This window comes from Bacillus sp. FSL K6-3312, from assembly GCF_038007485.1.
GTDB classification, from domain to species: Bacteria; Bacillota; Bacilli; order Bacillales; family Bacillaceae; genus Bacillus; species Bacillus pumilus.
This window is the reverse complement of the sequence record NZ_JBBOXI010000001.1, coordinates 576111-589005: the sequence shown is the minus strand read 5'-3', so window position 1 is coordinate 589005 and position 12895 is coordinate 576111. Positions and strand designations below refer to the sequence as shown.

The following is a 12895-nucleotide window of genomic DNA, read 5'->3' as shown; positions in this document are numbered from 1 at the left end:
TTACTTTAGAAAGAATCACTATGTGTGATGAACTTTGCATTGCATTCAATGTGAATGTATTACTTATTGTTATCTAGTTTTCAAAGAACAATCCTGTCTCGCTAGAGACATGTCTTGAAGGAATGATCCTTCAAAACTAAACAAGACGAAAACGCACACTGCTCCATATATCCTTAGAAAGGAGGTGATCCAGCCGCACCTTCCGATACGGCTACCTTGTTACGACTTCACCCCAATCATCTGTCCCACCTTCGGCGGCTGGCTCCATAAAGGTTACCTCACCGACTTCGGGTGTTACAAACTCTCGTGGTGTGACGGGCGGTGTGTACAAGGCCCGGGAACGTATTCACCGCGGCATGCTGATCCGCGATTACTAGCGATTCCAGCTTCACGCAGTCGAGTTGCAGACTGCGATCCGAACTGAGAACAGATTTATGGGATTGGCTAAACCTTGCGGTCTCGCAGCCCTTTGTTCTGTCCATTGTAGCACGTGTGTAGCCCAGGTCATAAGGGGCATGATGATTTGACGTCATCCCCACCTTCCTCCGGTTTGTCACCGGCAGTCACCTTAGAGTGCCCAACTAAATGCTGGCAACTAAGATCAAGGGTTGCGCTCGTTGCGGGACTTAACCCAACATCTCACGACACGAGCTGACGACAACCATGCACCACCTGTCACTCTGTCCCCGAAGGGAAAGCCCTATCTCTAGGGTTGTCAGAGGATGTCAAGACCTGGTAAGGTTCTTCGCGTTGCTTCGAATTAAACCACATGCTCCACCGCTTGTGCGGGCCCCCGTCAATTCCTTTGAGTTTCAGTCTTGCGACCGTACTCCCCAGGCGGAGTGCTTAATGCGTTAGCTGCAGCACTAAGGGGCGGAAACCCCCTAACACTTAGCACTCATCGTTTACGGCGTGGACTACCAGGGTATCTAATCCTGTTCGCTCCCCACGCTTTCGCTCCTCAGCGTCAGTTACAGACCAGAGAGTCGCCTTCGCCACTGGTGTTCCTCCACATCTCTACGCATTTCACCGCTACACGTGGAATTCCACTCTCCTCTTCTGCACTCAAGTTTCCCAGTTTCCAATGACCCTCCCCGGTTGAGCCGGGGGCTTTCACATCAGACTTAAGAAACCGCCTGCGAGCCCTTTACGCCCAATAATTCCGGACAACGCTTGCCACCTACGTATTACCGCGGCTGCTGGCACGTAGTTAGCCGTGGCTTTCTGGTTAGGTACCGTCAAGGTGCGAGCAGTTACTCTCGCACTTGTTCTTCCCTAACAACAGAGCTTTACGATCCGAAAACCTTCATCACTCACGCGGCGTTGCTCCGTCAGACTTTCGTCCATTGCGGAAGATTCCCTACTGCTGCCTCCCGTAGGAGTCTGGGCCGTGTCTCAGTCCCAGTGTGGCCGATCACCCTCTCAGGTCGGCTACGCATCGTCGCCTTGGTGAGCCATTACCCCACCAACTAGCTAATGCGCCGCGGGTCCATCTGTAAGTGACAGCCGAAACCGTCTTTCATCCTTGAACCATGCGGTTCAAGGAACTATCCGGTATTAGCTCCGGTTTCCCGGAGTTATCCCAGTCTTACAGGCAGGTTACCCACGTGTTACTCACCCGTCCGCCGCTAACATCCGGGAGCAAGCTCCCTTCTGTTCGCTCGACTTGCATGTATTAGGCACGCCGCCAGCGTTCGTCCTGAGCCAGGATCAAACTCTCCGAGGTATGCAGGATGCATATCACACATGCGTTGCTACACGATGTAGCGAACTTAGCATGTGATCATTTCCTGCCTCGTCAGCGTTTGACTGACTACCTATGATATAACATAGGATTTTTTTATAAAAACTCGAATTAACAGGTACGTTTTGTCTTGTTTAGTTTTCAAAGATCATATTTCAAAAAATGGAGCGGGTGATGAGAATCGAACTCACGACATCAGCTTGGAAGGCTGAGGTTTTACCACTAAACTACACCCGCGTGGTTTGTATTGGCGCGCCCGAGAGGAGTCGAACCCCTAACCTTTTGATCCGTAGTCAAACGCTCTATCCAATTGAGCTACGGGCGCTTAATCAGGCGACTTAATTATCTTAACATATCGTTTTTATCAAGTCAACATCTTTTTGAGATTTGTTTATCGCATGTGTTTGAATGTCTTTGTTTCAAATACGTCATCAGCGACGATTAAAAATATACCATGGATCATATAAAAGGGTCAATACATTTTTCTGAAAAAGTTTCATATTTTTTAAGAAGTGGTTTTTCCTTAGATAAATAGAGATGCAATAGCCCTATTTTCTTCCCTTTCTTCATAATTCCAATGATTCTTAAATAAAATCTTTCTAAATCCAAAGGAGGACAAAACATGGTCACATAGAATTTTTATTTATTGGAAAATTCTTAAAATTTTCCAAGCATTTAAAGGGGGTAGGAGATGATGAAAAAGTTCGTCGCTTTTCAAATCATGATCGCTTTGGTGATAGGAGCTCTTATCGGCCATTTCTTTCCTGACTTCGGGATGGCTCTCAGGCCAATTGGAGATGGATTCATCAGGTTGATTAAAATGATCGTTGTTCCTATCGTTTTCTCTACCATTGTTATTGGTGCAGCTGGCAGTGGTGGTATGAAGAAAATGGGAAGCCTAGGATTAAAGACGATCATTTGGTTTGAGGTCATCACAACCATCGTTCTAGGAATTGGTCTATTGCTGGCTAATGTTCTAAAGCCTGGCGTTGGCCTTGATTTCTCTAAATTAGCTAAGAAAGATATTGGTGAATTAGACGGTTATACGCAGAAAGTCGTCGACTTTAAACAAATGGTACTCGATATCATTCCAACGAATATCGTCGATGTCATGGCTCAAAATGATTTACTTGCTGTCATTTTCTTCGCCATATTATTTGGTGTAGCCGCAAGCGGCATCGGTAAGGCATCCGCTCCTGTTCTCACCTTCTTTGAATCAGTGGCACAAATTATGTTTAAGCTAACGCAGATGGTCATGGTGACAGCACCTATTGGAGTGCTTGCATTAATGGCTGCTTCCGTTGGTCAATATGGCATTGTGTTATTAATCCCAATGATGAAGCTTGTTGGGACTGTATTTTTAGGATTATTCATTATTCTCTTTGCTTTGTTCCCTCTAGTCGCACTGATCTTCCGTTTTAACTACTTCGAAGTTTTAAAAATGATTTGGGATTTGTTCTTGGTTGCCTTCTCTACTACAAGTACAGAAACTGTCCTTCCTCAGCTTATGTCACGAATGGAGAAATACGGTTGTCCGAAAAGAATTGTCTCCTTTGTCATTCCATCTGGTCTTTCTCTCAATTGTGATGGGTCCAGTTTATATTTATCGGTTTCCTGTGTGTTTCTTGCACAAGCGTTTGGTGTCGACATGAGTTTGTCACAGCAGCTTTTGATGATGCTTGTTCTTGTGTTAACGAGTAAAGGGATTGCAGCGGTGCCATCCGGTTCACTCGTCGTACTTTTGGCAACCGCCCATGCAGTAGGTCTTCCAGCAGAAGGCGTCGCCATTATCGCCGGTGTTGACCGAATTATGGATATGGCACGAACAGGTGTGAATGTTCCAGGTCATGCCGTTGCATGTATTGTCGTATCGAAATGGGAAAAAGTATTCCGCGAGTCTGCTTGGGAAGTTCCAAAAGCAGGTGAAGAAACAAAAGGAATGTAGTGTTATATGAAGGAAAGGGCTTCCCCTTTCCTTCAGCGTGTAGACAAACCCTCGCATTCTTTGTCAGGTCTGTGTGCCGGTGCTCACGAATGTCAAATTCGCTCCGCTCCGGTACTCGTCCTTCCTAGACTTCAAAGGTTTTCTATCACGCTGAGCTGAAAAGAAGACAAAAGGAATGGGCTTCCCCTTTCCTTTTCTTATGATAAAAATGATTGCTTTAGGACTGCTTTGCCTTGAGGTTGCAGCTGCACTTCTGCATATGCGCCATTAATCAGCGTCATTTGCGGCGGGACATGCCCACAATCTATATCGTAAAAAATGGGGATTTGTAATTCCTTTTGTAATTCTTCATATACATCCTGATATTCATATCCTTCCACAGGCACATCTACTGCACTTCGCCCAAACATAATACCTGAACAGTGGTCAAACCACCCGGCTAGTTGTAATTGAACAAGTGATCTCTTCACGCTTGCAGCATTTAATTCGCAGTTTTCGAAGTACCAGAGAATTGGTTCATCTTTTAAGAATGTTTTTTGAAAAGCTTTGACGTCTCCAAAAGGCGTCCCCGCTAAGTGGCGTATGACATCAATACAGCCGCCCATTAGCCTCCCCTTTACCATCTTTTCTTGTCGATCAACCGTATGCCATGCGGTCGGTTCTGTTAAATGAAAAACATGTTCAATCGGATTGTCAAACTGCCATTCCTTTTGATACATAGATGAAGAATATTGGCTGATGTCCATTTCCCCTTTTGTTGAAAGTACGTCTTCCCACATGACAGTCGTTTGATCAAGCTCTTCTCCCTGAAGATCTACTAGGTTCGGCCCATGCGCAGTGGCAATGCCTGTTTTGAATGTCAACGCCAGCAGGAGTGCACTCGTATCTGAGTAACCAAGAATCCACTTTTTTTGCATCGATGAGAAATCAAGGTGCTCTAGCACTTCCATAAGAAGCTGCCCTCCCCATGGCGGGATGATGTGATCAATCTCATCACAAGTCATCATGTACTGAAGCTCCTTTGCTCGTTCTACGGCAGGAGCTGATTTTGCCTTTTCCTGGTGCCATACCGTATCTCCACATATGACATCATAGCCTCTTTTTTTCATTCGCTCGCATGAGAGCTGAAACATGTCATGCAAAGACGGCTGTACACCTGAGGAAGGTGCTGTGACGCCAATTGTTTGTCCTTTTTGTAATTGTGGAAATTGTATCATCCTATTTCCCTCCATCCTCTCTCAATCTCTCATTTATAAAGAAGATGCCCCCTATTACAAGGGACATCTTCTTTTATTCCTTTTGACGCAGCACAGTATAGACACCTGCAAAGATACATAGAATGCCAATGAATGAGCGTAATCCCATTTCTTCTCCCAAAAGCAGCCAGCCAAGAACGGCACCTACGATCGGTTGAAAGAAAAAGAACAAACCGCCGCTTGAGGCATCCATTAATTGTAGCCCTCTATTCCATAAAAAGAATGCTAGAGCTGTTGAGATGATGCCTAGATAAAGAATACCGCCCCAAATCTCCGGCCTTGCCATCTGTTCCACTTCTAGGTGAGGTAAACGAAATAATACAGGCGGTGTTAAAACAATGAATGCAATGATGATCGCATATGTGGTTGTCACCACCTGAGGGTACTTTCCTGGAACACGTTTGAGTAAAACAGACATCAGCGCCCATGTTAAAGCAGCGAAGACCAATGAAAGACCACCAACAAATTCATCTGTCTGTACTGCAACTGGTCCAATCATGAGCCATACACCTGCTGTAGCAAGCAGGATGGATGCGCACTTTCGAACAGTCATGGCTTCTTTTAATAGAAAGAAAGCAAACAGCACCATAAACGCAGGAGTTGCAGATGTAATAACAGCCCCCATTTGTGCAGAGGTATACATCGTCCCAATTTCTTGGGTCACGATTGAAAGGAAATTTCCGATCAGCCCAATCAACACCATAAGTGGGATATCTTTTTTATCTAAGCGAAAGGAATAGCCCAAGCGCCAAATGGTGAACACCAAAACGACTCCTGCTACAGCATATCTCATCCAGACGAGCTCAAGTGGCGGGACAACTGCTACTGTTACTTTGACAACAACGTACATGCCGCCCCAAATACTTGCTGCGATTGCTAGGTAAAGGGCGCCTATATATTTTTCATTCATCATTTTCCCTCCGTTATTGGATATTTTGAATACCATATCTACAAACGGAGATCACTCTCCGTTATGGACGGAGGGCATTTGGAACATCATGTTCAAACAAAGGTTTGCACAGCATTGTCGTCACTCCAATTTTTTTATTTTCTGATACTTTATAACAGATTCTGGATGACTTCAATCCTTTTTGCACCTTTTTTCTTTATATAATAGAAGATAAGGGGCTATTGACATGCTAAATTCGTTTTCATATAGTAAGTAAAACTATAGGTCGTCACGCAGAAAAGGAGTAGAGGTCGTTGGATATTGAAGCTAGAAAACATATTCCCGGCACGGAACACGAACCATTTCTCGAGGGAATAAAAGATTGTGTGCCAACCCTGCTTGGTTATATGAGTATCGGGTTTGCCTTTGGAATTGTTGGAATTAGCGCACAGTTGAGCCTATGGGACATTGCGCTTCTAGCAATCTTTATTTACGCAGGTGCTTCACAGTTTATTATCTGTGCACTGCTTGTCACGGGAAGCCCCCTTTCCGCTATTATTCTCACTACATTTATTGTGAATCTGCGTCATTTATTACTAAGCCTGACGCTGGCTCCTCATTTTACACGCTACTCTTTAAAACAAAATATTGGATTCGGTCTATTGCTGACTGATGAATCCTTTGGCGTAGCCATGAATAAATTAGCTCAGCATGGAAAGCTGAATAACCGGTGGATGCACGGGCTGAACATAACGGCTTATTTGTGCTGGATTGCTGCCTGTATACTTGGCGGCATTTTTGGACACTGGATCTCAAATCCTGAAGCACTTGGTCTTGATTTTGCCCTTTCCGCTATGTTTGCTGCACTGCTGGTTCTTTCTTTGCAAACTGTGCCTAAAAGTAAATTAACCCATCGCCTGTCACTTGTTTTGTATATGGTCGTTGCGATGTTTGCCCTGCTTCATTTTGTTCCATCACACGTGGCTGTTCTGTTAGCCACCATGATTGTCGCAACCATTGGGGTGGTGACAGATAAATGATCAGCAGTTTTATGATGTGGCTCATTCTCGGCTGTATGATTGTCACTGTGATTCCAAGGGTCGTTCCCTTTATATTTGTACGAAGTATCGAGCTGCCTGAAGTGGTGCTCAAGTGGTTATCGTTTATTCCCATTTGTATCTTTACGGCTTTGATTGCAGAGCATTTGTTCATTCATAATACAACAGGTGTCACCATTCACTGGATGTACCTTGCTGTCTTGGTTCCGACCGTCGTGATCGCTGTTTGGACAAAGAGCTTATCACTTACTGTTCTTGTAGGCGTCATGCTGATGGGGACTGCCAGATGGTTTTTTTAAAAGAAAAAGCTTAACCGCATGTGGTTAAGCTTTGTTTCATTTTACGATTCCGTATACAAATCCATCGTAACCCTTTTCACCAACAGTTTGAATGGCTGTAGCCTCTATTCTTGACTCTTGTTTGAGTAAATTGAAAAATTCACGAGTTCCCTGCACTCGCTCATCCCCATCAGAGTCATGAACGACTGCTCCATTTCTGACGACATTGTCTGCAATAATGACTGTTCCCTTTTTCGAGAAATGTAACGCCCACTTTAGATATTTCGGGTTGTTCGGTTTATCTGCATCAATGAAAATCAAATCGAACGGAAGCACATCCCTCTCTTTTAACTGAGGTAGCGTATCCAATGCCTTTCCTTGCAAAATGCTCACCCGTTCCGATAAGCCCGCTCTGCTAATGTTTTGCTGCGCAATCTGTACATGATGGCTGACAGCCTCTAATGTGATGAGTTCTCCATCCTCTTCAAGAGCACGCGCCAACCAAATGGTACTGTATCCACCGAGTGTCCCGATCTCTAAAATGCGCTTTGCATTCTTGGTTTTTGCTAATAAATAAAGCATTTTCCCTTGAGCTGGTGACACATCAATTTCTGGCAGGCCTGCTTGCTTATTATGAGTAAGAGCTTGCTCCAAAACATCATCTTTAGGAATCAACTTGTCTGTGATATACTCGTCAACTTTCTCCCACACTTGCTTCATCTCAACCATCTCCCTTGATCATGTCTTCTGTCTCAAGTCTACATGATGATAGCGAGCGCGTATAATCAATTCTTTTCACACATCTATTCATTTTATTGATGAAAGACATGTCATGATGGAGACATGAAGCAGTGCCATGTTTTCGGATTTACTGGTTCAGGTGATTTTTCAAATCCCCTTTTTTATCTTGAAGCTTTCCTTTGGCTTGATCCTTTTCCCCTTCTGCTTTCAGGTTTTGATGATCTGTTGCTTCGCCAAGCTTCTCTTTCAATTGACCTTTGGCTTGATTTGTTTTTCCTTTCGCTTTATCCATATGTCCTTTTTCTTCACTCATTTGTTCCACCTCCACGTTTGATACTATTCATTTAGCCTTTTTCACAGATACAAAACATCTGAGTGTGCGATCCAAGAAACTACAGCAACAAGAAAATCCAGCCAAGGTCGGCTGGATTAAAAATAATGATCTATAAGATAGACTTAAAAGCTTTAACCTGTTTTACTCTGATCGTACTCAACAAGATCACCTAGAATTTCGTCAATCTGATTCATCATATCAGTTTCAATTTTCACCTCAGATGCTAAAGCATTCTCCCTCACCTGTTCTGGACTAGATGCACCGATAATTGCTGCAGAAACGTTCTGATTTTGCAGTACCCATGCTATTGCAAGCTGAGCGAGAGTAATGATCAACCTCTTGTGCGATGGGCTTAAGCTTTTGGATCGCCTCTAAGGTATTATTATTCATCCAGCGTTGAGCAAGGTTTTTAAAAAAAGGTTTTCCAGCAGGTGAGTTAGCACGCGAATTAGTCGGAAGTGATTTTCCTGGGAGATACTTTCCAGTAAGGATTCCCTGGGCCAAAGGCGACCATACTACCTGGCCAAGTCCTTCGCGCTGACAGGTCGGTATTACATCACTTTCAATGATTCTCCATAACATGGAGTATTGAGGTTGGCTGGCAATTAGGGGGACTTTTAGCTCTCGTGCAAGCGCTGCCCCTCGAGTAATTTGTTCTGCTGTCCACTCACTTACACCAATATAGTTCACTTTACCCTGTCTTACTAGATCTGCGAAAGCTAACATCGTTTCTTCCAGAGGTGTAGTTGGATCAAACCTGTGTGCATAGTAAATATCAATATAATCCGTTTGTAAACGTCGCAAAGAGGCATGACAGTTTTCCAAAATATGCTTGCGTGATAATCCTCTATCGTTTTTCCCAGTACCGGTTGGATGACATACTTTTGTACATAGTTCAATGCTCTCCCGCCGGATCCCTTTTAAAGACCTGCCTAGTATCTCTTCAGCCTTGGTGTCTGAATAAACATCAGCAGTATCAAACGTCGTAATACCAACATCAAGAGCAGCTTTCACACAATCATGGGCAGTTTCTTCATTTATCTTACCACCATGATTAATCCAGTTTCCGTATGCAAGTTTACTAATTGTTAATCCACTATTTCCAAGTTTACTATACTCCATAATAATGCCCTCCTTTTGAAAGAATACTTTCATTATAAAAAGAGGTCGTTAATATGTATAATATATATATTCAGATAAATATATATATATTTTATATAATTAAAAATATTTCCATTAAAAAAACACAATAAGCAAGGTTGAAATTTATAGGGGGCATAAAAAATGGATCTGAGACAAATACGTTATTTTATCATGGTTGCTGAAGAACTAAATTTTAGCCGGGCAGCTGAACGTCTTAAAATGGCACAGCCTCCATTAAGTCAAGAAATCCGCAAATTAGAAGAAGAGTTAGGTGTTACGCTTTTTCATAGAACGAGAAGACAGGTTGAACTTTCAGATTCGGGGAGAGTATTTTTAGAAGAAGCCCGCCGTACGCTTCTTCAAGTAGATAGAACGATTAAAGCAACACAGCTTGCAGATGACGGAAGAATAGGTCATTTAACGATTGGTTTCGTTGATTCTACTGATATTGTGATTGATATTATTAAAAGGTTTCGAGAAAGTTTCCCTAACATCCATCTTGTCTTATGTGAAATGGCTACAGAACAGCAGTTAAAAGCACTATATAAGAAAGAAATTCAAATAGGATTTATTCGTTCTAACCAAAATAATAAGATACTTACCTCAGAAATTTGTTGTGAGGAATCATTAAGCTTGGTTTTGCCAGAAAATCATCCTTTAGCTTCATTTCCCAAAGTTCCAATTCATTTATTAGCCAATGAACCATTTATCATGTTTCCACGTCATCTAGGTGCAGCATTTTATGATTTAATTATCAGCTACTTTTGGGAAAATAGTATAAGTTTAAACGTAGTTCAGGAAGCTATTCAAATGCATACGATTGTGAATTTAGTTGCTGCAGGAATGGGAATCTCTGTGGTTCCATCCTCAGTAGAAAGCGTAAAACGCTCAGGGGTTGTTTATAGAAAAATCCAAGAAACTACACCAAAAGTAAATTTATATGTTTCATGGAGACAAGATGAAACATCAACCGTCGCTGACCACTTTTTAACAGTTGTGAGAGAAGCCTATTTAAGTTCTCAGTCTAAATCATGAAAATCCAGCCAGGGTCAGCTGGATTAAAAAATAATGATCTATAAGACAGACTTAAAAGCTTTCACCTACTATGTACACGTTTCAGGTATGATAGACATAATAGAAAGAAGGGTTGGTGTTCTATGGTTATCTCTGAAAACATATTCACCGTTCGTGGTTTGACCTATCGTATTCGGTCTGCTGCAATTGGCGATGCCAAGCAGTTATCAGCTCTCAGACTGAAAATTGATGGTGAAACAGAATATTTAGACCGTGAGCCAGGCGAAGCCTTTCTTCATGAAAAAGATTTTCAGGTGTTGATTCAAGATGACACCAAGCAAAGCAGGCATTTATTTTTGGTCGCTGATATTGAAGGAGAAATTGTTGGTTTCTCCAGGTGTGAGGGACATTCACTCAAACGCTCTGCTCACAAAGTGACTTTTGGCGTCGCCATACAAAAGGATGCTTGGGGCTATCACATTGGCAAAGAGCTTTTAGCCGCTTCTATTGACTGGGCTGATCAGCAAGGCATCCAGAAGATGTCACTTCAAGTGCTGGAAACGAACCAAAAAGCCATTCGGTTATATGAGCACCATGGCTTTCTGACTGAAGGGGTATTAAAAAATGATAAACGTCTGGCAGATGGACTTTATTACAATACTGTTGTGATGGGCAGGCAGCGGCCAAGCTTCTGACTACTTACATCACATAGCCCCATACCATTGAAATCGCACTGTATATTAGAAGCAGCCCCATGACATACTGGAACGGTCTTTCGTAAGCAGTCAAAAAGCGCTTATACAAAGAACCAAATAAGCTCCAGCTAAATGTACCGAGAAATCCAATAAGTGCGAGAATCAGCGTCCATATGACATACTGCATATTCGATTGTCCATATGGCAAAACAAATGTTGAAATCACAGTCAATCCATACAAGATCGCTTTTGGGTTGATAAATTGCAGCATCATACCAGGGACAAAATGATTGTAACGATCAAGTGTTTCGTCATCCCCGCCTTTACTTTTCATGATTTTGACTGCTAAATAAATCATGTATGCAGCTCCGATGAACGCCATGACCCAGCCTATTTTCGGCATCACTTGATAAAGAATGATATTAAAGAAGCAACTCAAACACAAAATAACGAGAAATCCGATACCCACACCTAAACAAAATCGAAATGTTTGCTTGACCCCATATTTATTCGTAAAAACCATGGCCATGATGTTGTTTGGCCCTGGGGTAAAGCTGCTCACAAAAGCATAGATCAACATAGAAAGAATCATAGTTGCCGCCTCCCTTGTACGTTATTAAGACTTTAATTACTTTATTGCGTATGTTACGTTTTATTGTAACGTTCGGTCTTTATAAAGTAAATAGAGAAAGGAGTTTTTTTCATGGAAGATGTACAATCGATTATTTCTAAAAATGTGAGGTTTCTTAGAGACCAAAAGAAATTAAGCCTCGAAAAGATGGCAGAATTAACAGGTGTCAGCAAAACCATGATTGGACAAATTGAAAGAGGAGAATCAACCCCTACCATCACGACTTTATGGAAAATCGCCAACGGATTAAAGGTATCTTTTAGTGAGCTCATTCACGCACCACAGCCTGAAATCAAAGTAGTACGCAATGAAGATGCACAGATTTTAACGGAAGATGATGGGCGATATCGCGTATATACGACTTTTCCTTTTGATGACCGGGGGAAATTTGAAGTGTACCGAGTAGAAATTGATCCTGGCGGGTCGCTGCATGCAAATGAACACATTGGCGGGACAGAGGAATTGATCACTGTTTTTGAGGGGACGCTTGATGTATCGATTGGTGATGAGCAATACAGCTTAAAAGCCGGCGACTCCATTCGTTTTAAAGCGGACCGTACGCATGCATATAAACAAACCGGAGAACAAATGGTACGGCTGCAAATGATTCTTTATTATCCTCATGAAAAAAGCTGACAGGCTTGTCCACCTGTCAGCTTTGCATTTTATTTAATTAAATCCTGGATCGCGTACCACTGTTCCAGTAAATGTGACACTATATTTTCCTAATCCTAATTCTTTAATAGAGGTTTGTTTTAAAATACCGACCCAGCCATCCTCTGCATATACAATACTTTCTGGGATGTTTGATGTCGTATATGTTCTTGTTACTGAAACAGTTCGACTGGCCTGAGCCGTTATTTCACTGTTTGTTTGCTCCTTTGCTTCCACTGGAGTAGTTGTGACCCCAGCACCCGTTAAGACAATTGCTCCAACCAAAACAGAAGACATGACCTTTTTCATAAAAAAATCCCTCCCTTTTTTTGTAGAACATAATAACCATACCATAATTCAGTACTTATATAAGATATTTTTTCATTTTTTTGAAAATTATGATATGATTGTCTTATGTTGGATAGAGAGTGTTTTATACTTCTATGCTTTTATCCTCATCTCATTCCGTCAAACAATTGTGAACGGAGGTGATTTCATGAAAAAATGGCTCAT

The 12895-nt window shown here is 42.3% G+C and carries 12 protein-coding genes, 2 tRNA genes, 1 rRNA gene and 1 pseudogene; 6 read left to right on the top strand and 10 right to left on the bottom strand.

All coding sequences use genetic code 11. The features are described 5' to 3' along the window. Positions 1-177 precede the first annotated feature (177 nt). From MHI11_RS02940 to MHI11_RS02930, 3 genes are all read right to left on the bottom strand, one after another. Positions 178-1726, bottom strand: a 16S ribosomal RNA gene (locus tag MHI11_RS02940). A 181-nt stretch (positions 1727-1907) separates the two neighbouring features. Continuing rightward, positions 1908-1981: transfer RNA gene (locus tag MHI11_RS02935), tRNA-Gly, on the bottom strand. Positions 1982-1992: 11 nt separating this feature from the next. Further along, positions 1993-2069, bottom strand: a tRNA-Arg gene (locus MHI11_RS02930). A gap of 369 nt (positions 2070-2438) precedes the next feature. Between MHI11_RS02930 and gltP the strand changes: the two genes are divergently transcribed. After that, the gene (gltP, locus tag MHI11_RS02925) at positions 2439-3689 is read left to right on the top strand and encodes a glutamate-aspartate/proton symporter GltP (protein WP_034666069.1); all 1251 of its coding nucleotides are present in this window, start codon (positions 2439-2441) and stop codon (positions 3687-3689) included. A gap of 197 nt (positions 3690-3886) precedes the next feature. Here the strand turns inward: gltP and MHI11_RS02920 are convergent, their stop codons facing one another. Both MHI11_RS02920 and MHI11_RS02915 read right to left on the bottom strand, forming a co-directional pair. After that, entirely contained in the window at positions 3887-4906 is a 1020-nt protein-coding gene (locus MHI11_RS02920) for a S66 family peptidase (protein ID WP_340909093.1), read from the bottom strand. Positions 4907-4979: 73 nt separating this feature from the next. Continuing rightward, on the bottom strand, positions 4980-5855 hold the full coding sequence (locus MHI11_RS02915; protein ID WP_065097481.1) for a DMT family transporter: 876 nt from the start codon (positions 5853-5855) through the stop codon (positions 4980-4982). Between the two features lie 293 nt (positions 5856-6148). Here MHI11_RS02915 and MHI11_RS02910 point away from each other — a divergent pair, with 293 nt between their 5' ends. Both MHI11_RS02910 and MHI11_RS02905 read left to right on the top strand, forming a co-directional pair. Further along, positions 6149-6874 carry an AzlC family ABC transporter permease gene (locus tag MHI11_RS02910; protein WP_340909090.1) on the top strand — a complete coding sequence of 242 codons (726 nt, stop codon included), beginning with the start codon at positions 6149-6151 and terminating at the stop codon, positions 6872-6874. After that, on the top strand, positions 6871-7191 hold the full coding sequence (locus MHI11_RS02905) for an AzlD domain-containing protein (protein WP_111913392.1): 321 nt from the start codon (positions 6871-6873) through the stop codon (positions 7189-7191). The genes MHI11_RS02910 and MHI11_RS02905 overlap by 4 nt, the downstream gene beginning before the upstream one ends. 36 nt (positions 7192-7227) lie before the next feature. Here the strand turns inward: MHI11_RS02905 and MHI11_RS02900 are convergent, their stop codons facing one another. The 3 genes and pseudogenes from MHI11_RS02900 to MHI11_RS02890 form a co-directional block, all read right to left on the bottom strand. Next, positions 7228-7890, bottom strand: coding sequence for an O-methyltransferase (locus tag MHI11_RS02900; protein ID WP_340909085.1), 663 nt, complete (start codon positions 7888-7890; stop codon positions 7228-7230). A 148-nt stretch (positions 7891-8038) separates the two neighbouring features. Beyond that, complete coding sequence (locus tag MHI11_RS02895) at positions 8039-8224, bottom strand: CsbD family protein (protein WP_065097483.1); 186 nt, start codon at positions 8222-8224, stop codon at positions 8039-8041. 152 nt (positions 8225-8376) lie between these two features. Continuing rightward, positions 8377-9367: pseudogene (locus tag MHI11_RS02890) on the bottom strand (aldo/keto reductase family protein). 162 nt (positions 9368-9529) lie between these two features. Here MHI11_RS02890 and MHI11_RS02885 point away from each other — a divergent pair. Together MHI11_RS02885 and MHI11_RS02880 are read left to right on the top strand one after the other, a co-directional pair. Then, positions 9530-10423, top strand: a complete 894-nt coding sequence (locus MHI11_RS02885) for a LysR substrate-binding domain-containing protein (RefSeq protein WP_034620209.1) — start codon at positions 9530-9532, stop codon at positions 10421-10423. A 122-nt stretch (positions 10424-10545) separates the two neighbouring features. Next, entirely contained in the window at positions 10546-11097 is a 552-nt protein-coding gene (locus MHI11_RS02880) for a GNAT family N-acetyltransferase (protein WP_340960360.1), read from the top strand. A 4-nt stretch (positions 11098-11101) separates the two neighbouring features. Here MHI11_RS02880 and MHI11_RS02875 read toward each other — a convergent pair whose 3' ends face one another. Continuing rightward, positions 11102-11689, bottom strand: a complete 588-nt coding sequence (locus MHI11_RS02875) for a LysE family transporter (protein ID WP_003214091.1) — start codon at positions 11687-11689, stop codon at positions 11102-11104. Between the two features lie 111 nt (positions 11690-11800). Here MHI11_RS02875 and MHI11_RS02870 point away from each other — a divergent pair, with 111 nt between their 5' ends. After that, positions 11801-12364 carry a helix-turn-helix domain-containing protein gene (locus tag MHI11_RS02870; RefSeq protein WP_044140611.1) on the top strand — a complete coding sequence of 188 codons (564 nt, stop codon included), beginning with the start codon at positions 11801-11803 and terminating at the stop codon, positions 12362-12364. 33 nt (positions 12365-12397) lie between these two features. On the opposite strand, the gene MHI11_RS02865 is transcribed toward MHI11_RS02870, so the two are convergent. Beyond that, on the bottom strand, positions 12398-12691 hold the full coding sequence (locus MHI11_RS02865) for a hypothetical protein (RefSeq protein WP_044140610.1): 294 nt from the start codon (positions 12689-12691) through the stop codon (positions 12398-12400). Positions 12692-12895: the final 204 nt, after the last annotated feature.

What these genes read in the sequence shown, in the direction of transcription:
- MHI11_RS02880 (WP_340960360.1), top strand. Translation starts at nt 10,546, where the DNA reads ATGGTTATCTCTGAAAACATATTCACCGTTCGTGGTTTGACCTATCGT.
- MHI11_RS02875 (WP_003214091.1), bottom strand. Translation starts at nt 11,689, where the DNA reads ATGATTCTTTCTATGTTGATCTATGCTTTTGTGAGCAGCTTTACCCCA.
- MHI11_RS02920 (WP_340909093.1), bottom strand. Translation starts at nt 4,906, where the DNA reads ATGATACAATTTCCACAATTACAAAAAGGACAAACAATTGGCGTCACA.
- MHI11_RS02870 (WP_044140611.1), top strand. Translation starts at nt 11,801, where the DNA reads ATGGAAGATGTACAATCGATTATTTCTAAAAATGTGAGGTTTCTTAGA.
- MHI11_RS02915 (WP_065097481.1), bottom strand. Translation starts at nt 5,855, where the DNA reads ATGAATGAAAAATATATAGGCGCCCTTTACCTAGCAATCGCAGCAAGT.
- MHI11_RS02900 (WP_340909085.1), bottom strand. Translation starts at nt 7,890, where the DNA reads ATGAAGCAAGTGTGGGAGAAAGTTGACGAGTATATCACAGACAAGTTG.
- MHI11_RS02865 (WP_044140610.1), bottom strand. Translation starts at nt 12,691, where the DNA reads ATGAAAAAGGTCATGTCTTCTGTTTTGGTTGGAGCAATTGTCTTAACG.
- MHI11_RS02905 (WP_111913392.1), top strand. Translation starts at nt 6,871, where the DNA reads ATGATCAGCAGTTTTATGATGTGGCTCATTCTCGGCTGTATGATTGTC.
- MHI11_RS02895 (WP_065097483.1), bottom strand. Translation starts at nt 8,224, where the DNA reads ATGAGTGAAGAAAAAGGACATATGGATAAAGCGAAAGGAAAAACAAAT.
- gltP (WP_034666069.1), top strand. Translation starts at nt 2,439, where the DNA reads ATGAAAAAGTTCGTCGCTTTTCAAATCATGATCGCTTTGGTGATAGGA.
- MHI11_RS02885 (WP_034620209.1), top strand. Translation starts at nt 9,530, where the DNA reads ATGGATCTGAGACAAATACGTTATTTTATCATGGTTGCTGAAGAACTA.